Annotated in this window: 23 protein-coding genes; 7 read left to right on the top strand and 16 right to left on the bottom strand. The window is 56.5% G+C overall.

The features are described from left to right. Positions 1 to 5: 5 nt before the first annotated feature. From AC6I77_RS00220 to AC6I77_RS00210, 3 genes are read right to left on the bottom strand one after another with little or no spacing between them, the layout of a single operon-like run. Positions 6 to 713, bottom strand: a complete 708-nt coding sequence (locus AC6I77_RS00220) for a class II glutamine amidotransferase (protein ID WP_003849615.1) — start codon at positions 711 to 713, stop codon at positions 6 to 8. After that, a complete protein-coding gene (locus AC6I77_RS00215) occupies positions 701 to 1,975 on the bottom strand; it encodes an ATP-grasp domain-containing protein (RefSeq protein WP_039658662.1) in 1,275 nt (424 codons plus the stop codon). The genes AC6I77_RS00220 and AC6I77_RS00215 overlap by 13 nt, the downstream gene beginning before the upstream one ends. Positions 1,976 to 1,992: 17 nt before the next feature. After that, positions 1,993 to 3,459, bottom strand: coding sequence for a hypothetical protein (locus AC6I77_RS00210; RefSeq protein WP_497816669.1), 1,467 nt, complete (start codon positions 3,457 to 3,459; stop codon positions 1,993 to 1,995). Between the two features lie 168 nt (positions 3,460 to 3,627). Between AC6I77_RS00210 and AC6I77_RS00205 the strand changes: the two genes are divergently transcribed. Then, positions 3,628 to 5,088 (top strand): aminotransferase-like domain-containing protein, encoded by a 1,461-nt coding sequence (locus AC6I77_RS00205; protein ID WP_485523575.1) that lies wholly within the window; start codon positions 3,628 to 3,630, stop codon positions 5,086 to 5,088. Here the strand turns inward: AC6I77_RS00205 and AC6I77_RS00200 are convergent. The 9 genes from AC6I77_RS00200 to AC6I77_RS00160 form a co-directional block, all read right to left on the bottom strand. Beyond that, a complete protein-coding gene (locus AC6I77_RS00200) occupies positions 5,085 to 6,335 on the bottom strand; it encodes a valine--pyruvate transaminase (protein WP_078805074.1) in 1,251 nt (416 codons plus the stop codon). The genes AC6I77_RS00205 and AC6I77_RS00200 overlap by 4 nt on opposite strands. 81 nt (positions 6,336 to 6,416) lie before the next feature. Then, entirely contained in the window at positions 6,417 to 7,391 is a 975-nt protein-coding gene (gene ghrB / locus AC6I77_RS00195) for a glyoxylate/hydroxypyruvate reductase GhrB (RefSeq protein ID WP_008926385.1), read from the bottom strand. 74 nt (positions 7,392 to 7,465) lie between these two features. Continuing rightward, positions 7,466 to 8,746, bottom strand: a complete 1,281-nt coding sequence (locus AC6I77_RS00190; RefSeq protein WP_003849602.1) for an MFS transporter — start codon at positions 8,744 to 8,746, stop codon at positions 7,466 to 7,468. 32 nt (positions 8,747 to 8,778) lie between these two features. Further along, entirely contained in the window at positions 8,779 to 9,738 is a 960-nt protein-coding gene (locus AC6I77_RS00185; RefSeq protein ID WP_008926384.1) for a sugar kinase, read from the bottom strand. Between the two features lie 9 nt (positions 9,739 to 9,747). Next, positions 9,748 to 10,497, bottom strand: a complete 750-nt coding sequence (locus AC6I77_RS00180; protein ID WP_008926383.1) for a sugar phosphate isomerase/epimerase family protein — start codon at positions 10,495 to 10,497, stop codon at positions 9,748 to 9,750. Between the two features lie 139 nt (positions 10,498 to 10,636). Next, on the bottom strand, positions 10,637 to 11,662 hold the full coding sequence (locus AC6I77_RS00175) for a LacI family DNA-binding transcriptional regulator (protein WP_003849597.1): 1,026 nt from the start codon (positions 11,660 to 11,662) through the stop codon (positions 10,637 to 10,639). Positions 11,663 to 11,727: 65 nt separating this feature from the next. Beyond that, entirely contained in the window at positions 11,728 to 12,708 is a 981-nt protein-coding gene (locus tag AC6I77_RS00170) for a LacI family DNA-binding transcriptional regulator (RefSeq protein ID WP_003849595.1), read from the bottom strand. A gap of 142 nt (positions 12,709 to 12,850) precedes the next feature. Further along, on the bottom strand, positions 12,851 to 13,510 hold the full coding sequence (locus tag AC6I77_RS00165; RefSeq protein WP_003849594.1) for an OmpA family lipoprotein: 660 nt from the start codon (positions 13,508 to 13,510) through the stop codon (positions 12,851 to 12,853). Positions 13,511 to 13,620: 110 nt separating this feature from the next. Next, a complete protein-coding gene (locus AC6I77_RS00160; RefSeq protein WP_003849593.1) occupies positions 13,621 to 14,187 on the bottom strand; it encodes a DNA-3-methyladenine glycosylase I in 567 nt (188 codons plus the stop codon). A gap of 155 nt (positions 14,188 to 14,342) precedes the next feature. On the opposite strand from AC6I77_RS00160, the gene AC6I77_RS00155 reads away from it, so the two are divergent. From AC6I77_RS00155 to AC6I77_RS00135, 5 genes are all read left to right on the top strand, one after another. After that, the gene (locus AC6I77_RS00155) at positions 14,343 to 15,029 is read left to right on the top strand and encodes a hypothetical protein (RefSeq protein ID WP_003849591.1); all 687 of its coding nucleotides are present in this window, start codon (positions 14,343 to 14,345) and stop codon (positions 15,027 to 15,029) included. A gap of 74 nt (positions 15,030 to 15,103) precedes the next feature. After that, positions 15,104 to 15,784 carry a hypothetical protein gene (locus AC6I77_RS00150; protein WP_033743345.1) on the top strand — a complete coding sequence of 227 codons (681 nt, stop codon included), beginning with the start codon at positions 15,104 to 15,106 and terminating at the stop codon, positions 15,782 to 15,784. Positions 15,785 to 15,895: 111 nt separating this feature from the next. Beyond that, positions 15,896 to 16,432, top strand: coding sequence for a primosomal protein DnaT (dnaT, locus tag AC6I77_RS00145; RefSeq protein WP_283543925.1), 537 nt, complete (start codon positions 15,896 to 15,898; stop codon positions 16,430 to 16,432). Next, positions 16,432 to 17,172, top strand: coding sequence for a replicative helicase loader DnaC (gene dnaC, locus AC6I77_RS00140; protein ID WP_003849584.1), 741 nt, complete (start codon positions 16,432 to 16,434; stop codon positions 17,170 to 17,172). The genes dnaT and dnaC overlap by 1 nt, the downstream gene beginning before the upstream one ends. Positions 17,173 to 17,470: 298 nt before the next feature. Further along, positions 17,471 to 18,604 carry an ROK family protein gene (locus tag AC6I77_RS00135; protein ID WP_497816668.1) on the top strand — a complete coding sequence of 378 codons (1,134 nt, stop codon included), beginning with the start codon at positions 17,471 to 17,473 and terminating at the stop codon, positions 18,602 to 18,604. A 58-nt stretch (positions 18,605 to 18,662) separates the two neighbouring features. Here AC6I77_RS00135 and xylR read toward each other — a convergent pair whose 3' ends face one another. The 4 genes from xylR to xylF form a co-directional block, all read right to left on the bottom strand. Beyond that, complete coding sequence (gene xylR, locus AC6I77_RS00130; RefSeq protein WP_003849577.1) at positions 18,663 to 19,841, bottom strand: D-xylose utilization transcriptional activator XylR; 1,179 nt, start codon at positions 19,839 to 19,841, stop codon at positions 18,663 to 18,665. A 93-nt stretch (positions 19,842 to 19,934) separates the two neighbouring features. After that, a complete protein-coding gene (xylH, locus tag AC6I77_RS00125) occupies positions 19,935 to 21,119 on the bottom strand; it encodes a xylose ABC transporter permease XylH (RefSeq protein WP_003849574.1) in 1,185 nt (394 codons plus the stop codon). Next, positions 21,112 to 22,632 carry a xylose ABC transporter ATP-binding protein gene (locus AC6I77_RS00120; protein ID WP_003849573.1) on the bottom strand — a complete coding sequence of 507 codons (1,521 nt, stop codon included), beginning with the start codon at positions 22,630 to 22,632 and terminating at the stop codon, positions 21,112 to 21,114. The genes xylH and AC6I77_RS00120 overlap by 8 nt, the downstream gene beginning before the upstream one ends. A 28-nt stretch (positions 22,633 to 22,660) precedes the next feature. Then, entirely contained in the window at positions 22,661 to 23,653 is a 993-nt protein-coding gene (gene xylF, locus AC6I77_RS00115; RefSeq protein ID WP_497816667.1) for a D-xylose ABC transporter substrate-binding protein, read from the bottom strand. A 344-nt stretch (positions 23,654 to 23,997) separates the two neighbouring features. Between xylF and xylA the strand changes: the two genes are divergently transcribed. Further along, the gene (xylA, locus tag AC6I77_RS00110; RefSeq protein WP_003849568.1) at positions 23,998 to 25,320 is read left to right on the top strand and encodes a xylose isomerase; all 1,323 of its coding nucleotides are present in this window, start codon (positions 23,998 to 24,000) and stop codon (positions 25,318 to 25,320) included. Positions 25,321 to 25,332: the final 12 nt, after the last annotated feature.

The raw sequence follows: 25,332 nt of genomic DNA, 5'->3' as shown, positions 1-25,332 counted from the left end.
GTTTATCACTCCCTAAACGGTATTTCATAGAGTTCATGATTATTCATTCGCCGCCAGCTGCCGGCGCTGCCTGGTATTGCCACGGGTTCAGAGGCGATCAGCGTGCAACCGTCCTGTTGCCGAAAATGCATCGTAAAATAGTCCGGCCAGGGGGTGTCGTGCGGATACCACTGCCACGCCCAGGCTTTGTCGCGGGTGACGAAAATGGCATTGCCTGCGCTGCCGCCTGGCTCAACCTGCGCCATCTTTGCACGCAGATAGTCCCGGGTGAAATCAGCAGGGGTAGTCTGATCCACTAAATAGCGCAGATACTCTTCAGAATCGAAGCGTGATTCCGCCAGACCAAGCTGACGGTAAATGGTCGGCAGAAAGCCGTTATGCATCATGTACCACTGATGTCCGGCGCTGTTGCGCCACAGCGGATGCGAAAACTCGATCCCCTGATTTTTACTCAATGTGGCGTGACGCACATGTACGGCCAGAAACCGACTGCGCAGACGATCCACGTCAATACCCGGCAGGGCGTCTGCGAACGGGCCGGTGCCATGCAGGGTGTGAATCTCGCCCTGTTCCAGCCACAGACAGCCCCAGCCATTGGGATGCGATTTGATCGGGCCATCGTGTTCGGCGCCTTCGCCGCAGCTCATGGCGCGTGCTGCCTCCAGGATCTGTGCGCTGTCAAACTGGCCATATGCCAGAATCATCCTGCACATACTTTGTCTCTCCCGGCGGTGACTGACTGCGCGGCAATCACCTGCTTAAACGTGGTCATGATTGGCTCACGTGCTGTATCTGTCAGACTGAAGGTGGCGAGGATACCCGCATGACGGGTCAGATCGGCATAGAGCGAGGAGCGTGGCGAAACCTGCAGTGCAGGCAATCTGAGGGGGGGCAACAGCGCACCCTGCTGATGCTGTTCGATCCAGCTTTCGGCAGCCTGCAGCTGCGCCGGTTGCCGTAACCGCAGCTGTCCAACCGCACCGGATCCGGTGAAAGCAAAAGCAGGCAGTGGATCGCCCGCCTCCAGCCGGAAGGTGACATCCGCCCAGTTGATGCCCGTTGCCTCCTGCACCAGCATTGCCACCCCCATGCCGGAAAGCCGGAATCCCATCTCAAGGAAATGCGGTACGCCATTAACCACAATAAAATCGATATGAAACGCGCCCTGACGATAGCCAAAGGTTTCACAACAGAAGGTCATCAGGCTACTGAACGATGCCGGCAAGGCCGCTGCCGCCATTGCTACATGCCCCGACTCATAAAAACTGACGCATCCCTGGCTATCCCGGTGCTGCTCAATCACCTTCTGGCAGCAGGTCAGTGCCTGGGGATGCCCCTGATGCACCACACCCTGCAACGAAAACTCAGTGCCTGTCAGCGCACTTTCCACAATAAAGCCGCTGAAGCCGCGACCGCCATAGTTCATGGTCTGCACCAGCTGTTTCACCACACTGCGCAGTTGATCGGCGCGTTCAATCAGAAAGATGCCCAGGCCGCCGCCGCCATCCACTGGTTTCACGACACACGGATAGATCAGCGCCTGTTCCGCATCCAGAATGCTGAGCGGTGACGCGAAAAAGCGGAACTCTGGCTGCGGGAAGCGCGGCCAGGCTTTTTTCAGCGCCATGCGCTGCGCATATTTATCCATGGGAATAAAGGCGGCAGGCGCGTCTGGCCCGGCCAGCATCTCACGCAGCCGTCCGGCGCTGGCGTTGTAAGCTTCAAAGCCTGCCAGCACCACCAACGGATGCGCCAGTAAACCGGCATGCAGATAAGCCTGCATGAGCTCCCACGGATTCTCAGGACGGTCGAGGCGAATAATCAGATCAAACGGCAACGCCAGACTGAGCGACTGGTAATCGACAAAATCACCCATTTCCGCCAGCACGGTAAAATAGCCGTCGCGCTTCGCCACCGCGCAATAAGGATTTTGTCCGTCGCGGGTGGCGCCAATTTGCAGGAAAATCTTTTTCATCGCCTCGCCTTACCGGGTTAACGCCCGGAAATGATTTCTGTCACGATGTCATTGAGCACACCGTTATTGACCTGAATCACCGCTTTGTGAGGATCAAAACGCAGGACGCGCGACAGCGGATCGGTACTTTTGCCCTCCAGCAGCGAACTGACCGGCCTGCTCTGCCAGCAGTGGCGCATCTGCGTCAGCGTCAGGCCGGAGAGCTGTGTTAACTGCTGAGCCAGTTCGACGTCGTTATTGCGTTGTTCAATCAGATCGCGAATAGCGGCTTCCTCCAGCGCAATCTGCTGCTGCGACAGCCAGTGTCCCAGCTGCTCTCCGTGCGCCAGGAAGGGTGAGTAAATCATGCAGATCAGCTGATCTTCACTGAGGTTAAACGCCTGCATGGCGAAATCTGCCGCGCGCTGCCGCTGCTGCCGGATGGCGTCGTCGTCCTGATAGCGCGCCGCCATCTCATTAATGAGCGCGGACGGAAAATCTTTCTTCACCATCAGCCCCAGCGCGAAGCGCACATACTCGCGGATCCCTTCGGCATAGTGGCGCTGCAGCAGCGTTTCAGCCCGCAGTCCGCGCAGATGCGCCATCAGCGTTGGATTACCGCAGTCGGACTCGGAAAAGCTGAACATCAGTTCATCAAAACGGAAGCGCATAAATTCGCTGAGCAGCGCCCAGTGCGCGCCCGCTTCATAGGCGGTGTCCTGATAAATGTTGAAAAACAGCGGGTCACGTGCGAGCTGATGGGTGATGCGGTGCGCGGGCGTCAGCTGATCGGCCCCGTAAACGTCAGAGAAGTAGCGCTCAGCCACACCGTCCAGCGTCTGAAGAAATCCGCTAAAGCCCCGGCTTTTGTCCGCTACCGGCGCATCAAATAGCCGGGAAAGGTGCCGAGCCCAGGCGACATAGGCGGCCTGCTCCTGCGGCGAGTCACCGGTGATAATCATATCCACCCCGCCGTTATAGTCTGCCGCCAGGCCAAAGGAGTTCACCATGCTGAGATTACAGGCGTTGCAGAAGGTGGAGCGCGCATCGGCGCGAAAGCGGTGGCCATTCATCAGTACGTCATTACGGTTCTGCTGCCGCACGCTCTCCGGCATCGGCAATGCCCGGTCAAATGGCCGGATCAGCAGGCCATCCACCACCAGACACTCCGCCCGGTCATCGTCATGCATGGCCAGCGCCTGATAAACACCGTGGATATTCTCCATCACGCTCTGATTCATCGCTGCATGGCGGTTGGTGCTGACCCGCAGATGAAAGGTGCTGCCCTGTTGCTGCCAGATGAGGCCCTGAATGTAGCGCACGTAGGCCACCATGTAGCTGCTGTCTTTTCCGCCGCCATAAGCGAGCAGTACACGGTTATTCTCCAGTTGCTGCTGATCCGGCAACGCCGCCATCAGGCGGCCAGAGCAGCGCTGAGCTGACTCAATAATGGCGGGTGACAGATACGCTTCAATCTCCTTCATCATGGCGGGCAGATTATTCATTTTTCACGTTTCCCTCAGGTGAACAGAATCACTTTATGGCCTGAAGCCCGGCGGCTGACGAGGTAGCCGGGCCGTTTAGCGTCATGAATAATTAAGAGATGCAGCCTAAAGTACTTTGAATGTACTCTGTTGAATATGCACAGATCAGCGCGATATGGGGTGGAACAGATGGCCGATGTTATCGGGGAACAGGAGAGTCAGAACAGTCGTTACCGCCAGATCGCAGAACAGATTAAGCAGGCCATTCATGCCGGTTCACTGGCACCCGACAGTCGTCTGCCGTCGGTGCGGACGCTGGCGACGCAGTACAATGTCAGCCTCACCACCGCCCTGAAAACCCTGCGCACGCTGGAAGATGAGCGCTACGCCGTCGCCCGCCCTAAATCGGGCTTTTTTGTCGCCCCGCAGCGGCCCGCTTCGCGTCAGTTGCCCGCCGTCAGCGAACAGCCGCGCGCCATCGCGCCGCTGGATGAGCAGACAGAACTGCATCTGGCGATGCTCGGCTCAGACTGCCGGGTGCGTCTCGATCTGGCTAACGGCGACAGCGCACTTTACCCGGTCAAGCGCATCGGCCTGCTGATGCGCCAGATGGGCTACAGCAAACCGGCGCTGCTCGGCAATACGGTCAAAGGTACAGGCTATACGCCACTGAAAACGGAGATTGCCCGTCGCGCGGTCGATTACGGCTGCAATATCAGCGCCGACGACATTCTGATCACCAACGGCTGTATTGAGGCGATCTCGCTGTCGCTGCGTGCTACCACCCAGCCGGGCGATGTGGTGGCAGTCGAGTCGCCCTGCTACTTCGTGCTGCTGCAGATGCTGCACAATCTCAATTTACGGGTGATTGAAGTGGAAGCCGGGCCGGAAGGGTATGTGAATGTGGCGAAGCTGACCGGTCTGTTTCAGCGCAAGGCGGTACGGGTTTTTCTGACCCTGTGCAACGTCAATAATCCGCTGGGCAAGAGCATTCCTAACGAGCATAAAGCCTATATTGCGCGGCAGGCGGATGAAAACGATGTGGTGATCATCGAGGATGATATTTTTGGCGATACCGCCTTTGGTGAGCGTCGCCCCTTCCCGATGCGCGCCTTTAGCCCCAACGCCATTCTCTGCAGCGGCTTTTCCAAAACCGTGGCACCTGGCATTCGCATTGGCTGGGTTCACAGCGTCAATTACATGCGCAAAATCGCCTCGCTGAAATATACCTCTACGATGGGCACCTCGGTGTTGTCACAGGCGGCGGTGGCGGAGTTGCTGCGCAGCGGGGGCTATGATGCGCATCTGCGCAAGCTGCGTCGCGAGCTGGCGCGGCAAATCCGTGAGATGCGTCAGTCGGTGCTGCGGGAATTTCCGGCGGGAACACGCGTGTCCGATCCGGAAGGAGGCTATGTGCTGTGGGTCGAGATGCCGGGAAAGGCGCTGAACGTGCGTGAGCTGTTTCTGAAAGCGCGTAATGCGGGCATCGGCATTGCGCCGGGCCACATTTTTGCCACCGACCAGCGCTACGATCACTGTTTCCGGCTGAATGCCGGTTTCGGCTGGAATGCTGAGGTGGAACAGGCCATTAAACAGCTGGCACAGTGGTGCCAGCTGTCGTTAACCGATCCACAGGAAGAGCAGGATTAGCTGTCGCGCCAGGCGATCTCAACCTCTTCCGCCAGAATCTGCACTGCCCGCTCGATGTTCTCTGCATCCGGCACGTAGTTCATCCGCATACATTGATGGGTGTGTGGCCACGCCTGCTCCAGCCCCGGGAAGAAGAAGTGGCCTGGCACCATCAACACGCCGCGCGCTTTCAGCCGCTGATAAAGCAATTCAGTGGTGATCGGCAGATCGCGGAACCAGAGCCAGAGGAAAATCGCGCCTTCCGGCTTGTGGATCAGGCAGCGATCTTCCGGCAGATAGCGCCGCAGGATCGCGATGGTCTGCTGCACCTTCTGCTGGTAGAACGGCTTGATCACCTCTTCGGAGAGCCGCAACAGATCGCCGCGACGAATCATCTCATTGGCGATGGCCGGACCGATACTGCCTGGTGCCAGACTGATAATGCCGTTCATGTTGCTCAGTGCAGTAATCGTCTTCTCGTCAGCAATAATAATGCCGCAACGCGCACCCGGCAGGCCGAGCTTCGACAGACTCATGCAGAGAATGATGTTGGGATTCCACAGCGGGCGCACCTCGCTGAAGATGATGCCGGGGAACGGCACACCATAGGCATTGTCGATCAGCAGCGGCACGTCATGCTGCTGTGCCAGCGCATCGAGCTGCATCAGCTCATCATCAGTGATCACATTACCGGTAGGATTTGTCGGGCGCGAGACGCAGATCAGCCCGACCTCATCGTTCATCGGCAGATGCTCGAAATCGACATGATATTTAAACTGGCCTTCCGGCAGCAGCTCAATGTTCGGCTTCGCCGAGACAAACAGCGCCTCTTCCAGACCGGCATCCGCATAGCCAAGATACTCAGGCGCCAGCGGGAACAGCACTCGCTTCTTGCTGCCATCGGCCCGGCGACCGGCATACAGGTTAAACAGATAGAAGAAAGCGCTCTGACTGCCGTTGGTCAGTGCGATATTCTCTGCGGTGATCGGCCAGCCAAGCTGTTCACGCAGCAATTCAGCCAGTGACGCCAGCAGCGTCGCTTTGCCACGCGGACCGTCATAATTGCACAGCGCTTCGCTGAGTTTGCCTTCCTCGTGCATCTGCTGCAGCAGTTGCTGAAAGTAGTCGTTCATGGCCGGAATTTGCGCCGGATTGCCGCCACCCAGCATGATGGTGCCGGGCGTGCGGAGGCCCGCGCCCATATCTTCCATCAGACGTGAGATGCCGGAATGTTGGGTAAATTTGTCGCCGAACTGAGAAAAGGACATAGCGGTTAAATATTTGTGATAACGAATCGGGGGTCCACCATAACGCCCGCCATCGGCGGGCGCAATGGGAAGGCGTGGGGATTACTTCAGTGCCTGCGGGTTAACGCAGTTCTTCTCGACGCTTCCGCCAAGTGCGGCGATGAGATTTTCTACCGCATCCTGCATCATGCCGTAACGGGTTTCGTGTGTCGCAGAACCGATGTGCGGCAGCGTCACCACATTGGGCAATGACAGCAGTGGGGAGTCAGCAGAGACCGGCTCCTGCTCAAACACATCCAGTCCGGCGGCATGCAGTTTGCCTGCCTGCAAGGCAGCGATCAGCGCCTTCTCATCCACCACCGGTCCGCGCCCGGCGTTGATCAGCACCGCATCCGGTTTCATCAGGTCCAGCTCGGCGGCCCCAATCAGATGGTGTGTCTCTTCAGTCAGCGGCAGGCTAATGCAGACGAAATCACTCTGCTTCAGCAGCGCTTCCCGTTCACAGCGCTGTGCGCCAAAGCGTGACTGTGCCTCCTCATGCTCACGGCGGGCGTTATAGAGGATTTTCATGCCAAAACCAAAGTGCGCCCGCTGCGCAAGCGCCATCCCGATACGTCCCATGCCGAGAATACCCAGCGTTTTATGGTGTACGTCGATGCCGAACTGCGCCGGTCCGATGCTCTTCTGCCAGTTACCCGCTTTAACCCAGGCATCCAGTTCCGGCACCCGGCGCGCCGTGCTCAGCACCAGCGCCATCATGGTGTCTGCCACGGTTTCGGTCAGCACGGTCGGCGTGTGCATCAGCACCACATTACGCTGATTCAGGGCGTCTACATCAAAATTGTCGTAGCCCACAGAGACGCTGGAGCAGACGCGAAGATTGGGCATTTTCGCCAGCAGCTCGCCATTCACTTTACCGCCCGATCCCAGCAGACCTTCTGCCTGCTGGAAATCCGCAGCATACTTCTGCTGGCTCTCTGGTGAGAGATCGCTGATTTCCGTCACGTCACACTGTTCAGCCAGGCGGGCATAAAGATCGTCAGGCAGTTTTTTATAAAGAATTACAGCGGGTTTCATTCGGTGGCTCCCGGTCAATAAGTTACGGGCGGCTTGCAGGCCGCCCGGAGAAATAGAGGCTAACGTTTACGCTTTCAGGCCGGTTTCGCACCCTGCAACGGTGGCGCTTTATTCTGCGCCGGCTTCACAATCAGCGTCAGCCACACCGAAACCAGCAGGGCCGATCCCATAAAGATGTAGGAGGCGGATGGGCTGCCGGTTGCTCCATTAAGATAGCCGACAATCCATGAACCGATAAACGATCCCAGCGCACCCATGCTGTTGATCAACGCCATTGCACCACCGGCAACATTACGCGGCAGCATTTCAGGGATGATGGCAAAGAACGGTCCGTAAGGCGCATACATCGCGGCACCGGCAATCACCAACAGGGTGTAGGACATCCAGAAGTGGTTAGATCCCACCAGGTACGAGCCGAGGAAAGCCAGCGCACCGATCAGCAGCAGTGGCCAGACGAACAGCTTGCGGTTCTGGGTTTTGTCAGACGCCCAGGAGACAATCACCATCGCAATGGTTGCCGCCAGATAAGGCACCGCTGACAACCAGCCCGCTTCGACCATGCCCATCTGCGTGCCGTTACGCAGAATCGACGGCAGCCACAGCACAAAGCCATACACGCCGATGCTCCAGGCAAAATATTGCAGACAGAGAATGATCACGTTGCGGTTACGGAACGCTTCACCGTAGTTGCGCACCGCTTTGATATTTTCCTGCTCTTTCTGCAGTTCAGCCTGCAACGCCGCTTTCTCGGCATCGCTCATCCAGCGCGCCTGTGCGGGTTTATCCTGCACCAGGAACCACCAGGCGATCGCCCAGATCACCGCAGGAATCCCTTCGATGATAAACATCTCACGCCAGCCAAAGGATTCGATCAGATAGCCCGACACCACCGACATCCACAGCACCGTGACGGGATTCCCCAGGATCAGGAAGGTGTTGGCGCGTGAACGCTCCGATTTGGTAAACCAGTTGCTGATATAAATCAGCATCGCAGGCATTACCGCAGCTTCCACCACGCCCAGAACAAAGCGAATGGCTGCCAGCATCGGAATGTTGCTGACCACGCCGGTCAGCGAGGCGCAGCCGCCCCACAGAATCAGGCAAACGAAGATCAGTTTTTTGACGCTGCGGCGTTCGGCGTAAATCGCACCCGGGATCTGGAAGAAGAAGTAACCCAGGAAGAACAGCGCACCCAGCAGCGAGGACATGCCTTTGGTGATGCCGAGATCGTCATTAATCCCGGCAGCAGAAGCGAAGCTAAAATTTGCACGATCAAGATACGCCAGGCTGTAGGTGATAAACACGATGGGCATGATGAACCACCAGCGTTTTGGCGCGATTGTCTGCTTTTTCATCGGGAACTCCTGTGACTGTAGAGGGGCGCGAACTACACGTCGCCCAGTTGCTGACGCGTCGGCAGACCTTCGCTGTCACCAATGACCTGAATCGCCATCGAACCAATTTTGTTGCCGCGACGAATCGCCTGCGGCAGCGACTGACCTTCCAGCAGGGCGCTGATAACGCCAACGGCAAAACCGTCACCGGCACCCACGGTATCCACCACGTTATCGACTTTTATCGCCTCAACCTGACCCTTTTCGCCCTGCGACGTTTTATACCAGGCACCGTCACAACCGGTTTTTATGACCACGGCTTTGACACCCTTGTCGAGATAGAAATCGGCGATCGCTTCCGGCTGACGATAACCGGTCAGAATCAGCCCCTCTTTTTCGCCCGGCAGCACCCAGTCGGCATACTCCGCCAGCAGATTGAGTTGCTTACGCATCTCCTCTTCGCTGCGCCACAACACCGGCCGCAGGTTAGGGTCAAACGAAATAGTTTTACCGCGTGCACGCATTTCTTTGGCGGTGTGCTTCAGCAGCGCCAGCGAGCTCTCTGACAGCGCCGCCGCCACACCGCTCAGGTGCAGATGACGCGCCGAGCCGAAATAGTCTGCATCAAAATCCTCAACCGACAGATGGCTGGCCGCCGAGCCTTTACGAAAATATTCCACCAGCGGATCAGAACCGTCATCGACTTTGGACTTGAGCTGAAAACCGGTGGGATAGCGTTTATCGACCGTCACACAGGCGTGGTCGATACCCTCTTTTTCCAGCTGCTGGCAGATAAACCGGCCGAAAGCGTCATCGCCGATACGGCTGACCCAGCCCACTTTCAGGCCAAGACGTGCCAGGCCGGTCGCCACATTGAGTTCAGCGCCCGCAGAACGTTTAACAAAGGTCTCTGCTGCGGCCAGATCGCCAGTCTCGCGGGCGATAAACATCGCCATCGCTTCACCGATGGTGACCACATCAAGCTGACCGTTGTGATGATTAATGTGCGTCATATCTGTTCCTTACACGTTACGCAGCAGCGACACGTAGTGGCGTGTCACCGCAGTCAGATCGTCGCCTTCCAGCGGAAATTCGATACCGCGCGGTGCCTGTGCGGGCAGCTGTTGCAGCAGCGTGCGCCAGTGGTCATCCGCCTCATCCAGCGCAATCGCCCGGAAGCTATCCTGGTGCGGCACGGCCGCTTTGACGTGCACATAACCCACCTGCGCGGCCAGTTGTTGCGCTGCCTGGTCGGCATCTTCCCCGGTCCAGCGCCAGTTACCCATATCAAAGGTCATGCTGATCGGCAGATCGGCTTCCCTGACCGCCGTAAAAAACGCGACGGACGGCGCCAGTCGACCATGCTCAGTCTGGTCATTTTCCACGGTCAGCTGAAACGGCAGATCCGCCAGCAGCGCCTGCAACGTTTCGCGAGGGAGTGCACCGGTAAAGTCTCCCAGCGCCACTTTCAGCCGCTGAGCGTTTAACTGGCGTGCTTCTTCAACGTAGTGGATCAGGCGTGGATTGATTTCGCCGCCGTCACAAAACAGCGTATCGGGCACCGAATAGCTGGCGTGCAGCTGATGCTGCGCCACCGCCCGGCCCAGCGCGGGCAGATCGGTAAGCGCCGTGTCATCAAGCAGTTCGCGGCGGATTTCAACGCCGTCAGCGCCCGCCTGCTGAATAATCGGCAGCAGCGCACGCTGACCGCCGAGTGCGGCGATCTGCGCGTGGCCATAAGCGGCGGTCACCACGATGATGTCAGGTTTCATGTTCTACTCCATGGCAGGGTTCTGCCCATAACGAATAGAAAAACCCTAAATGGAACCGGTTCCAAAGCAAAGGAGCAAACTGTGAAATTATGATCGTGCTCACGAAGCGAGCACGTAAACGGAAGGTTAAATCTGAAATTCAGCCCAGAGGCTGGCTTGAGCCGCGAACAATCAGTTCACCAGAGAAGACCTGCTCGCCAACCGGCACATCACTGCCCTCAATACGGGCAATCAGGCGTTCCAGTGCACTGAAGCCAATCTGCCAGGTGGGTTGTTTCAGCGTGGTGATACCGACACCGGCCAGCGCCGCCCACTCCAGTTCATCAAAACCGAGCAGGCCGATATCGCGACCCCAGTGCAGATTGAGTCGTTGTAACGATCGCGCCACCTGCAGCGTCAGCGCCCCGTTGGCGACCATCACCGCGCAGCGTTTGCCGGTATGACGCTGATGGAAGGCCAGCAACGCCTGGTCCAGCGCATCGGGCTGATGCAGCCCCACTTCAGTATTCTCATGCTCAACCTGAGGATGCGTTGCCAGCAGCTGGCGGAAAGCCTGCAGACGCTCGCGGCGAGTGTTGACGCTGCCCAGCGGCTCACTCAGAAACAGCAGTGCGTTATAGCCATTGTCGACCAGATGGCGCGTGGCTGTTTCAGCCGCTTCGGCGTTATTCAGTCCCACTACATCGCAGGGAAAATCGGGGATTTTTCGGTCAATCAGCACCATTGGCAGCAGGGATTGTTGCAGATGATTCAGCACCTCTTCACGCATACCGACCGCGTTAACCACGATGCCTTCTACCTGATAGCTGCTAAGCAGTTGCAGATAGTGCTGCTCCAGATCCACTTCATTATTGGTGTTACACATCAGCAGGGTAAAACCCTGCTCGCGGCAGGCGGCTTCAATACCGCTCATCACATCGACGGAATAGGGATTGGTGATATCGGCAATAATCAGCCCGATCAGGCGGGTACGTCCGCGCTTCAGGCCGCGCGCCATCTGGCTTGGACGATAGCTGAGATCGGCAATCGCCTGCTCAATCCGCGCTTTTAAACCGTCAGAAAGCAGATGCAGCTCGCCATTGAGATAGCGTGAAACGCTGGTTTTGCCCGTTCGTGCCGCGTGAGCAACATCGCTGATGGTGGCACGAGGCGGCCTGATTTTCATGAGATATCCTGCGAAATGAGAAACCAGGCAGAGACTAGCACAAGCAAAGCTCACCGCAAAAAGTGCTATACCGGTAATTGCAGCCAGGGTTGCCAAAGGGTCTGTAACGTTTCCGGTGGTGCGCCATTGATCAGCTGGATGACCATTTCAGCCACCTGCTCTCCGGCCTGGTGCGGTGTTGCCTGGCGAATAGCGACAATGGGATGATCGAGAATCGCATCACGCGGCAATCCCTCCCAGCCTGCCAGCAGAATGGCACGCTCACCTGCTGACCGTCCTGCCTGATGCAGTGCCAGAGCTGCGCCTTCAGCCAGCACAGCGCAGTCGGTGATAATCACTTCCGGTACCGCCGCCTCTGCCAGCCACTGCCTGGTTTGCTGATAGCCGGCACGGCGAGACGGCGACACAGCCGCCATCGCATAAGGTGCGACATCGCCCAGCGCGGTCAGATATCCCTGACGACGCTCACGCACCTGCGTGCTGTGTTCGTTGCTACCGAGCCAGGCTATCCGCTGCCGTCCCTGCGCCAGCGACCAGCTCACCGCCATCTGCGAACCCGCGAAGTGATCCACATCAAACCAGGCATAAGTGGGTGGCAGATCGCTGCGGCCCAGCGCCAGAAAGCGAAAATTAGCCTGAAGCAGCGCATGAAGTCGGCTGTCATCGGGCGTAGTGTGACCGACGATAAGGGCATCCACGGCCCCACTGCGCAACAGATGTGTCAGTGTCGACTGACTCTGCTGCTTATCCATCAGTAACAGCAGATTAATGTCATGACAGGCAAGGTGATGATCCAGCGACAGCAGCATGTCGCTAAAGTCGCTGCCACTCAGAGAAGATGCACTGATCGGGTAGATAAGACCCACCGCGTTAGCGCGACCGGTTTTCAGACGCCGCGCCGCTGCATTGGGTCGGTAGCCGCGCCGCTGCGCTTCCTCTTCGATACGCTTACGCGTTTCGTGAGCAACGTCCTGATAACCATTAAGGGCACGACTGACCGTCGTCACGGAAAGGCCTAAAACCGTAGCGATGGCTTTAAGAGACATGAGGAAATATTCTCTGATCAATTTTTGATCAGGCTACCATAAAGCGTCTGCTGGCTCTATTCGCCGAAACATTACTGGTTCTTTTAGCGGAAGGCTTTACAGAAAAAAGACGCCCCCAGGTCGGGGGCGCGCGCGATGATTATTACAGTGGGCTGAGCGTGATCTCAACACGACGGTTTTGTGCTTTGCCTGCTTCGGTGCTGTTGGTGGCAACCGGATTATCCGGGCCTGCACCCTGCGTACGCAGGCGATCGCTGGCAACACCCTGCACGATCAACGCGCTGGCAACACTTTCAGCACGCTGTTGAGACAGGCGCATGTTCAGTGCACGGCTGCCAGTGCTGTCAGTGTAACCTACGACGTTTACCGCTGTTTTCGGATACTCTTTCAGCACCATTGAAACACCGGTCAGGGTATTTGCACCGGCCGGTTTCAGATTGCTGCTATTAGAGTCGAAGGTGACATTATTTGGCATATTCAGAACGATGTTATCGCCATTACGGGTCACGCTGACACCCGTGCCGCGCATTTTGTCGCGCAGTTTCGCTTCCTGTACATCCATGTAGTAGCCCACGCCACCGCCCAGTGCAGCACCGCCAGCGGCACCAATCAGTGCGCCTTTACGACGATCTTTTTTCGATGAGGAGAGCACGCCGACACCGGCACCCACGAGTGCGCCCAGGCCCGCGCCCACGCCTGACTTACCCGCCTGAGATTCGCCGGTGTAAGGATTGGTCGTACACCCTGGCAGGGCCAGGGTGCCGCTTAATAACAAAGTGATGGCGATTAATTTTTTCTGCATTTTTGTTCCCTTACATTCGACACACAGGGGAAAACCTTTCCCATAAGTGGCACGATTATGCCGCCTGATGCCAGGGAATGTAGTGCGGAAAAATCCTGATTTAACGGGAATCACGTCTTTTGATTGTCAGGATGACAAAAACAGTTGCTCTGATGATCATTTATCAGCCCACAGGCCTGCATAAAGGAGTAGCAAATTGTGGGGCCGATGAATTTAAAACCACGCTGCTTTAACGCCTTAGAGAGCGCAATGGCGTGCTCTGACGTCGTGGGTGCCTGGCTGTAATCAGGATAATCGTGAACGATTTGCACGTTATCGACAAATTGCCAGACGAAGTGGCTGAAATCCTCGCCTTTCGTCTCCATTTCAAGATAAGCACGCGCGTTAGCGATAATGGCCGCGATTTTACCCGCGTGGCGGATAATGCCGCTGTTGAGCATCAGCGCGTCAATATCTGTGGAATCCATCAATGCTATGGCCTGCGGATCAAACTGGTGAAAGGCCGCCCGATAGTTTTCCCGCTTTTTCAGCACGGTGATCCAGGATAATCCCGCCTGCTGCCCTTCCAGACAAAGCATCTCAAACAGCGCGCGCTTGTCTCTTTGCACCACACCCCATTCACGGTCGTGATAGGCCAGATAGAGGGGATCCTGCGTTACCCAACCACATCGTTGCATCACTTTTTTCCTTTAATGACGTGAAAATTCTGGCGGTCCGCTTGATCTTAGAATTTATCGGTTGATAGTTAAACAACCACCGGTTAAATAACAGAGACGGGCCGAAAATTTAATTAAGACGCCGGATAATAACTTCAGTTTTGCCCGGAGAAGCGATGGTGCCGAGAAGCGGTTGGAAAGGTCTGCGGACCTGCTGTGCTGTATGCCTGTTACTCTTAACGCAACCGACTTTTGCCCGCGGTGGCACCTCTGCGCCTCAACATCCCGTCTTCTCTCCCGACTACGACACGATCCTGGCGGAGAAGATCGCCCTGAACCCACTCGCCTTCAGCGATGAAAGCCGCGCCCTGTTTGAAGCCGCCATTAACTCGCCTACCGCATCCCCCATTGCCCTGCACAGTGAAACCGGCAGCGTAGGCACTACGCCGCTGGGAAAACGCTATCGGGCGGGCGTTGACCTGCCTATTGCCCCGTCACTCACCACCGGACCCGTGGCGCAGTATGCGGTCGATCCGCAGCAGATGAACTGTCTGCAATGCGATTACAGCGATCAGCAGAGCCGTGAGCAGAGCGCCAGCGTCGGCTGGCGCATTGATTCGAAACAGGGATGGATATCGCCCTGGGCGCAGCTGAGTTATCACTATCTGATGGCCGATACATCGCAGAATCCCCGGCGCGAGGCAACCAACGGCTCTGATCAATCCGATGGCATTGATGTGAGCATCGGTGCACAAATGCCACTCAACGCGAATCTGGCGGCTTTTGCTGCGTTTTCACAAAGTGAGGCGCTGAATAATCAGGAGCAGCAACTTTATACCTTTGGATTCAGTGCCAGCTTCTAGCGGGGCATAAAATGAGAAAGGGAATCGGGCGTTTAAAATATAATGAGTCCGCTAATCATTATACCGGTAACCTTATGCGCAACGATTTGACAATTATTGGCCGCGAAATAGCGGTTTTCCTTCTGGCAGCTCTGGTTCTCGCGTTGACTATCGTCCCTGTCTACATTGATGTGGCCTGGATGAACGACGCGCTCCACGAAACCTCTTTTACTGAAACCACCCAGGAATGCATGCTGGCGATGATCGCCGCACTGTTCTTTATTGCGGCTCGCCGTCGTCCCGCTCAGCGCGGGGCGCTGACCTTAGTGGCGGGCTTTTACAGCTGCATGCTCATCCGCGAACTCGACTTTGTTTTTGATACTTTTCAGCACGGCAGCTGGGTCTGGTTTGCTCTGGCCGTTACGGCGGGTTCGCTGGCTGTCGCGCTGCGGACGCCAAAAAAAACCGTGCATGCGCTGGCGAATCTGCTGCTGCATCGCAGCTGGCCGGTGATGGCCTCTGGCTTCTTAGTGGTGCTGGTCTTCTCCCGCCTGTTTGGTGTGCATGCGCTGTGGCAGCATCTGATGCTGGGGGATTACAACCGCGTGGTGAAAAACATGGCCGAAGAGGGTACCGAGCTTCTGGGATACAGCCTCTGCTGGCTCGCCTCAGTGCGCTATTTGTGGCAGACCCGTCCGGCTGCTGCGGGTGTCCGGGTACAAATCACCGAATCTGCACCGGCCCGCCACGCGACCTCCACGGTCACCTCACACTGATCCGCAGCGTTGCTTTTTAAGCGATCCGCACCCTTAAAACAGGTACAATAAACACTTCTGCGTCGGTGATGGGTTCCCGACGCAAGGTGTTCGTTAACCTCAGGTCTTTTCATGTCAGCTAAAATCTTAACTTCAACGCTTATTGGCCTGGATGCCTTCCGACAGGATCCGCTGACTGCCCTGCAGCAGGCGGAAAAGGGCACGCTGGCGGTGTTAGATAACTATGCGCCGGTGATGTACGCCATCACACCGACGCGTCTGGCTGAGCTGCTGGCGCTGGAAACCGCCGCCCGGCAGCCAAATGATGTGGCGCTGGATGACAGCCTGTATGACGACGCGCCCGCCGCGATTCATACGCCGGCAGGCAAGTTCGCCATGTATCAGGGCTGGCAGCCGGATGCCGACTTTACCCGTCAGGCCGCCATCTGGGGCGTGGCGCTAAGTGAACCGGTAACGCCCAGCGAGCTGGCGGCCTTTGTGGCCTACTGGCAGGCCGAAGGCCGGATGTTCCATCATGTGCAGTGGCAACAAAAGCTGGCGCGCAGCGTTCAGATGAACCGCGCCGCAAATGGCGGGCAACCGAAGCGTGATATTACGCAGTTGCCTGATCCTGACCGTACCATTCCCGATGGTTTCCGAGGTGAATGATGAAAACGCCCAACGATCTCTTTAACCGTCTGAAAAGAATGATGCCTGAGGGCACCCGGCCGAAATTTGCTAATGGTGAAGAGCTGCTGGCGTGGAATCAGGAGCAGGGTCGCCTGCGTTCAGAGGCGATTGTGCGTGAAAACCGCGCAATGAAAATGCAGCGCGTGATGGGCCGATCCGGTATTCGTGAGCTGCACATGAACTGCTCATTTGATAATTACCGGGTAGAGAACGAGGGACAGCGCAAAGCGCTGGAGCTGGCACGTCAGTACGCTGCCGAATTTGATGGCAGCATCGCCAGCTTTGTCTTTTCAGGACGTCCCGGCACCGGTAAGAACCATCTGGCTGCCGCGATTGGCAATGACCTGATTCTGCGCGGTAAAAGCGTGCTGATCGTGACGGTGGCCGATCTGATGTCGAGTATGAAGGGCACCTTCAGCGGCAGTAGCGGCATTACCGAAGAACGGCTGATTCAGGATCTCAGCAGCGTTGATCTGCTGGTGATTGATGAAATTGGTATGCAGAGCGAATCGCGCTACGAAAAAGTGATCATCAACCAGATAGTTGATCGCCGTTCTTCGTCGAAACGACCGACCGGCATGTTATCTAACCTCGACCATGCAGGTATGAATGCACTGCTGGGTGAACGCGTCATGGATCGTATGCGGCTCGGTAACAGCCTGTGGGTGCGTTTCGACTGGGAAAGCTATCGCAGTCGGGTGCGCGGCGACGAATATTAATCAGTGACCCGGCTGTGCCGGGTCACTGCGTTAATCGGGCCTGATGTTCCGCATCCTTGCCATTCACCACCCTTGCTTTGTCTTTCTCCCCTACCCGGCGCAGACAACGGTGCTGCACCCGCAGTCTCGCCCGCTCCGCCGGTACCACAGAAAACCCGTGTTAATCCGGCAATCCGATCATCATCACGATCTCCGCCACCGTCGATTGGGTTGTGTGAAACAGCACGCAAAGTGTGGGATGAAGAATCCGCATGGGCTGATACACTCAATTGTTACTCCTCTGTTGAGTGAACCCGTGATGAAAACGAATGGCAAAGGCCCTGCACTACTGAGACTGAATAACCAGAAACGGGTGATGAGTCAGCTGCGTAAGCTGCGCGTGACGTCGCGTCAGGATCTGGCGGAGGTGCTGACACTCAGCAAAAATACCGTCTCATTAATCATTGATGACCTGCTTGAACAAGGCCTGATCGAAGAGCTGGGCCCGGTCAGCGTGGCGGCCGCCGGACGGCCTAAAATCGGGATTACCCTCAGGCCAGAAAAACTTAAGAGCGCAGGCATTATGGTGGAACGCAACGTGGTCCACTGGCGGGTCTGCGACTATTTTTCCCAGGTACTGGCTGAAGCGACACTACGTACTGATACCAGTAATCCGACCCGCCTGCTGGCTGAGCTGGCCATGCTGTGCCGTGAACTGACTGAGCACTATCCCGATTTGCTCGGCATTGGCCTGGGCTTTCCCGGCATCGTTGATCCGCGACGCGGCTGGATGCACATTTCATTGCCGCTTGAATGGCAGGATGTTGACCTGCTGAGCGCGCTACGCAAGCACGTTCGTCTGCCGATTCGCATTATGAACAATGTTAAAGCCGCCGCGCTGCTGGCTGTTGATCAGCGTGGATTATCGGTGGAGAGCAGCCATTTTTATCTGCGTATTTCAGAGGGGATTGGCGGCGCACTGGTACAGCATGGCGAAGTCTTTACCGGCCACAGCTGGACGGCGGGCGAGGCCGGCCATCTGGTTGTCCAGCCCGAAGGGCCGCGTTGCAGTTGTGGTCGTCGGGGTTGCCTTGAAGCGCTGGTCAGTCAGCCTGCGATTAAACAACAGCTGGCACAGCGTCAGCCTGGGCTGAGCTGGCAGAACCGCGACAGCGCGCCACGCGTGGTGGATGAGGTGATGGCGCTGGCAGGTGGCTATCTGGGTACGGCACTGAGTCAGATTATGCTGCTGCTCAATCCCGCCACAATCATCATTGATTGTCCGTGGAACGCCAGTGAGCGCTTCTGTAAGGCGGTACGCGATACCGCACACGGTAACGCGCTGGCTTTTACCGCCGCGCATACTCAGCTGCAGTTCCCGGAGAACCGGATTGACCCGGCTAACGGGCTGGCACTGGCGGTGCTGGAGGAGAGGGAGCAGCGGGTGTTTTAGTGCCCCGGTCCGTGCTTTTTTACCCGATATCCATCCCCGCCAGACTCACCCTTTCCTGCTACAACACATTCTCACCAAAATGCTGGCGATACTCTTTTGGAGTGGTGTCGTAGCTTTTGCGGAACACTGAATAGAAGTATTGCAGCGAAGGGTAACCGCACATTTGCGAGATCTCATTGATATTGAGCGATGAAGAAGCCAGCAGTTCGCGCGCTTTTTCCAGTTTTTCGCGATGAATCATGGCATGAATGGTGTCGCCGGTCTCATCACGAAAGCGTTTTTCCAGATTAGATCGCGACAGCCCGACCGCATCCAGCACCTGTTCCACCTTAATGCCCTTACAGGCGTTAAAGCGGATGTAGTGCATTGCCTGAATCACCGCCGGATCGCGCAGTGAGCGGAAGTCGGTTGAGCGCCTTGCGATGACTTTCACCGGCGGCACCAGAATGCGCTGAAGGGGCAGAGGCTGATTATCCAGCAACCGGTGCAGCAGTTTGGCCGCCTGATAACCCATCTGCCGTGAACCCTGCGCCACGGACGAGAGCGCGACGCGTGACAGATAGCGGGTCAGCTCCTCATTATCAATCCCGATCACCGTTAACTTTTCCGGTACAGGTATTTTCAGGTGTTCACAGGCTTGCAGCAGATGTCGCGCCCGGGAGTCAGTCACGGCGATAATGCCGGTTTGCGGCGGCAGTGTCTGCAGCCAGTCGGCGAGCCGGTTCTGCGCGTGCTGCCAGTTTTCCGGCGCGGTCTCCATGCCCTGATAGACCACGCCCTGGTAACGCTCACGCCCTACCAGCTGACGAAATGCCTGTTCCCGCTCCTGCGCCCAGCGCTTGCCACTGGAGGCCGGTAAACCATAAAAGGCAAAGCGGTTGATGCCCTTCTCTTTCAGATGCAGAAAAGCTTTCTCCACCAGCGCGGCGTTGTCAGTGGCGATGTAATGCACCGGAGGATAATCTTCCTGGCGATGATAAGAGCCACCCACGCCGACAATGGGGACAGAGACATTCGACAGCAGAGCTTCGATAGAGCGATCGTCGTAATCGGCGATCACCCCATCACCCAGCCACTCACGGATGTTGTCGATGCGGCAGCGAAAATCTTCTTCGATGAAGATATCCCAGTCTGTCTGCGACGCCTGTAAATACTCACCGACGCCCTCAACCACCTGACGGTCATACACTTTATTGGCGTTAAACAACAGCGTAATGCGATAACGTTTATCATGCATGATGGCGCGTTCCCTTAAATCCTTAGCGCATTGCATAACACGGCTGAAAGGGGCAAAAAAATTGTTTGCGCCACAATGTGATCGCCCGCGCGATTACACCCGACGCCGCGTTGCGGTATCCATCCACACCGCCAGCAGCAGAATCGCGCCTTTGACGATGTACTGCCAGAAAGTCGGCACATCCATCATGCTCATGCCGTTATCCAGCGAGGCCATGATAAAGGCCCCCATGACCGCGCCCGCAACCGACCCCACGCCGCCCGCCAGGCTGGTGCCGCCAATGACGCAGGCGGCAATCGCGTCGAGTTCCGCAATATTACCCGCCGATGGTGAGCCTGCACCCAGCCGCGAGCTGAGGATCAGCCCGGCAATCGCCACCATCACACCGTTGATGGCAAACACCGCCAGCTTGGTGCGCGCCACGTTAATGCCAGAGAGGCGGGCTGCATCTATGTTGCCGCCGATAGCGTAGATACGACGGCCGAATGCGGTGCGGGTTGCCATAAACATGCCCGCCAGCAGCAGCACAGCCAGCAACAACACCGGCGTAGGTACGCCACGATAATCATTGAGTAACCAGATGGCACCCAGCACTAAGATAGCCGTGATCGCCTGACGCCCCACGGTGCCGCTTGCTGCGCCCTGTGGCAGGCCGAGTTGCTGACGACGCAGCCGCAGCCGCCATTGCCAGAGTGTAAACAGCGCCAGACCTGCAACACCAAAGCCGAAACCGACACCGCCCGGCAGATAACTCTGTCCAATCTGCGACATGCCCGGTGTAATCGGCGCAACGGTGGTGCCATCGGTAATGCCGACCAGAATACCGCGGAACGCCAGCATCCCCGCCAGTGTCACAATAAACGACGGCACTTTGCGATACGCCACCCACCAGCCATTCCAGGTGCCGAGCAGCAGTCCCATCACCAGTGTGACCACGATGGTCAGCGGCAGCGGCCAGCCGAGCCAGACGTCAAAGATTGCCGCCGCGCCGCCCAGCAGACCCATCATAGAACCCACTGACAGGTCGATCTCCGCCGAGATAATCACGAACACCATGCCGACCGCCAGAATGCCGGTGATAGCGGTCTGTCGCAGCAGGTTGGAGACGTTACGCGCACTGAGCCACGAGCCGTCGGTAGTCCAGGTAAAGAACAGCGCAATCAGCACAATCGCGCCCAGCATCACCAGAACCTGCAGGTTGGGCAGCGTGAACCTGCCCGGTGACGGTTTGCCCGGCGTACCTGAGAGGCGGCTTTGGGTACTTTCACTTTTAAGCATAATGTTCACTCCGCAGGGCAGCTTCCATCACCTGCTCCTGAGTCAGATTATCGTTAATCAAATCGGCTTTGATCTGCCCTTCATGCATCACCAGAACCCGATCGCTCAGGCCCAGTACTTCCGGCAGCTCAGAGGAAATCACAATCACCGCGATACCCTGCTGAACCAGCGCATTGATCAGCAGGTAGATCTCCTGACGGGCACCCACATCAATGCCGCGTGTCGGTTCATCCAGGATCAGGATTTTTGGATTGAGCAGCAGGCACTTCGCCAGAATCGCTTTCTGCTGGTTGCCGCCGCTTAAACGGCCAATCGGCAGTTCCGATGAGGAGGTTTTTACGCGCAGCCGACTGATCGCGTCGTTGATCGCTTGCTGCTCCTGCGCTTCATCCAGCGTCGAGAGTCGGTGACTGAACTGATCCAGTGCCGCCAGGGTAATATTTTTGCCCACCGCCATCAGCGGCACGATGCCATCCTTTTTGCGATCTTCCGGCACCATCGCAATGCCGTGCGCAATCGCGGCACGGCAATCAGTGATGTTGACCTGTTTGTCGTTGATCCAGATATCACCCTGCCAGCGCCCGGGCCAGACACCAAACAGGCACTGCACCGTTTCAGTCCTGCCTGCGCCGACCAGCCCCGCAATGCCAAGGATTTCACCGCGTCTGAGTGTGAACGAGACGTTGTTGACGCGGCGGATGTGGCGGTTAACCGGATGCCAGGCGGTGAGATTGTCCACTTTGAGTATCACATCGCCAATCTGATGCGGCGCATGGGGATAGAGCGCGGTCAGCTCGCGTCCGACCATCATGGTGATGATGTCATCTTCGCTCAGGCCTGCCGCAGGACGGGTGGCAATATGCTGGCCGTCACGGATTACGCAGATGGTGTCGGAGATCGCCTTGACCTCGTTCAGCTTGTGCGAGATGTAGATGCAGGCGATACCGTGTTCACGCAGATTACGAATGATGCTCAGCAGCACATCCGTCTCCTGCTCCGTCAGAGAAGAGGTCGGCTCATCCAGAATCAGCAGCCGGACCTGTTTGTTAAGGGCGCGGGCAATCTCCACCAGCTGCTGCTGACCCAGGCCTAACTCGCCCACGCGGGTTGCAGGCGAGACGTTCAGCCCGACCCGCGCCAGCAGTTGCTGGCAGCGCAGGGTCATGGTTTCATCATCCACCATGCCGAAACGACTCAGTTCGGCGCCGAGGAAGATGTTCTCCATCACCGTCAGTTGCCGCACCAGCGCCAGCTCCTGATGGATAATCACAATGCCTTTACGTTCGGTATCGCGAATGGTCTGTGCCTGAATGTCGTCGCCAGAGAAGTGAATCTGTCCCTCAAAATCGCCGTGCGGATAGAGTCCGCACAGGATTTTCATCAGCGTCGATTTGCCCGATCCATTCTCACCGCACAACGACATCACTTCACCCGCCTCAAGTTGCAGGCTGACATCATTCAGCGCCTTAACAGCACCGAAACGTTTGGTGATGTTTTTCATTTCCAGCAGCATCGACTGTTCTCCCTCACGCTATGCGCGGTCAGAGTTCGCTCTGTTTGTGGAAACCGTCTTTCACCACGGTGCTTTCGATATTGTCTTTGTTAACCGGAATCGGCTTCAGCAGCCGTGACGGCACATCTTTCAGGCCATTGTTCAGCGTGCTGTTGCTGGCGGGTGTTTTGCCCTCACCCAGTTCGACGGCTATTTTCGCCGCTTCGGTGGCCAGCTCCGTGATCGGTTTGTAAACCGTCATGGTCTGCGTACCCGCTTTGATACGTTTAATCGCGGCCAGATCGGCATCCTGTCCGGAGATCGCCACTTTTCCGGCCAGCCCCTGCGCGCTAAGGGCCTGAATGGCACCGCCTGCGGTGGCATCATTTGAGGCAACGACCGCATCAATGTGGTTACTGTTGGCGGTCAGGGCATTTTCCATAATTTTCAGGGCGTTTTCCGGCAGCCAGGCATCGACCCACTGATCGCCGACAATTTTAATGCTGCCGTTATCAATATAAGGTTTTAACACTTTCATCTGTCCGGCACGGAACAGGCGGGCGTTATTATCCACTGGCGAACCGCCCATTAAAAAATAGTTGCCCTTAGGCACCTGTTTCAGAATGCTTTCGGCCTGCAACTCGCCCACTTTTTCATTATCGAAAGAGATATAAAAATCGATATCGGCATTATTTATCATTCGGTCATAGGCCAGCACTTTAATGCCTTCCCGTTTCGCTTCAGCGACAACGTTACTCAATACCTGACCGTTGTAGGGAATAATCACCAGCACATCGACACCGCGATTGATCATATTTTCAATCTGCGACATCTGTGTCTCTTCGTTGCCGTTGGCTGACTGAACAAACACCTTAGCACCCAGCGTTTCCGCCTGTTTAACGAAAATATTGCGGTCTTTCTGCCAGCGCTCAAGGCGCAAATCGTCAATCGCCATGCCGATCTTCACTTCTTTTGCCACGCTGGTCTGGCTGAACAGCGCCAGCGCCGCGCAGGCGGCGAGCAGTGCATGTTTCATCTTCATTGTGATCATCCTGTAGGTTGAGGCTATTGTCGTTTCAGGCCTATAAACCAGGCGGATGAATTGTTGCCCTTCTTCTCCGGTTACAGCAATTACTGATTTTTATCCGGCTATTACGTTTTTTGGTTTATTTCATTTTTTATGAGCGCGATCGAGGTTTCATCTTTTTAAGACAAGAGAGTGAACAGGTTAAATCATCCCGTTAATAACATTATTTTGCGAGACAGCGCACAAATAATAATTATCTGATGCCCGTTATGAAATATCGTAATTGAGCTGAAGCCACAGCCCCTATTGAATATTGCTTCAACGCAGACCATTCGGGTACTGATGCTAAGGAGCACACCATGCACGCTTATTTCGATCAGATCGATCGGGTTCGTTATGAAGGCACCCAGTCGACGCATCCTCTTGCTTTCCGCCACTACAATCCCGATGAGGTCATCCTCGGCAAGACCATGGCGGAGCATCTGCGCTTTGCTGCCTGTTACTGGCACACCTTCTGCTGGAATGGTGCAGATATGTTTGGCGTGGGGGCTTTTGATCGCCCATGGCAGAAAAGCGGGGATGCGCTACAGCAGGCAAAACTAAAGGCGGATGTGGCCTTTGAGTTTTTCCATAAACTGAATGTGCCGTGGTACTGCTTCCATGACGTTGATGTCTCACCTGAAGGTGATTCGCTGCACAGCTACAAAGAAAACTTTGCCGCTATGACCGATAAACTGCTGGAGAAACAGCAGGAGACTGGCGTGAAACTGTTGTGGGGCACGGCCAACTGCTTTACCCATCCGCGATACGGGGCTGGCGCTGCCACTAATCCCGATCCGGAAGTCTTTGCCTGGGCCGCGACGCAGGTCTGCAGTGCTATGCAGGCGACCAAAACCCTGGGCGGCGAAAACTATGTGTTGTGGGGCGGACGGGAAGGCTATGAAACGCTGCTGAATACCGATCTGCGCCAGGAGCGCGAGCAGATTGGCCGCTTTATGCAAATGGTGGTCGAACACAAACATAAAATTGGCTTCCAGGGCACGCTGCTGATTGAACCGAAACCGCAGGAGCCGACTAAGCATCAGTATGATTATGATGTCGCGACGGTGTATGGCTTCCTGAAACAGTTCGGCCTGGAGAAAGAGATCAAGGTTAACGTGGAGGCCAACCACGCCACGCTGGCGGGCCACTCTTTCCATCATGAAATCGCTACCGCTATTGCGCTGGGTATTTTTGGTTCAGTCGATGCCAACCGCGGCGATCCGCAGTGCGGCTGGGATACCGATCAGTTCCCGGTCAGCGTGGAAGAGAATGCACTGGTGATGTATGAGATCCTTAAAGCGGGCGGCTTTACCACTGGCGGCTTAAACTTTGATGCCAAAGTGCGTCGTCAGAGCACCGATAAATATGATCTCTTCTACGGTCATATTGGCGCGATGGATACCATGGCGCTGGCGCTGAAAGTGGCGGCTCGCATGATCAGCGATGGTGAACTTGATAAGCGTGTGGCACAGCGCTACAGCGGCTGGAATGGTGAGTTCGGTCAGCAAATTTTGAAAGGTGAGTTTTCACTGGAGGCACTGGCGGCGCATGCTCAGCAGCAGCAACTCAATCCGCAGCATCAGAGCGGACGTCAGGAGCAGCTGGAAAATCTGGTGAATCACTACCTGTTTGATTTCTAACCCTTCAGGAGC

This window comes from Pantoea sp. X-Soil-ISGK-259 (assembly GCF_059730705.1).
The sequence above is the reverse complement of the archived record's forward strand: the minus strand, read 5'-3'. Positions and strand labels throughout refer to the sequence as shown.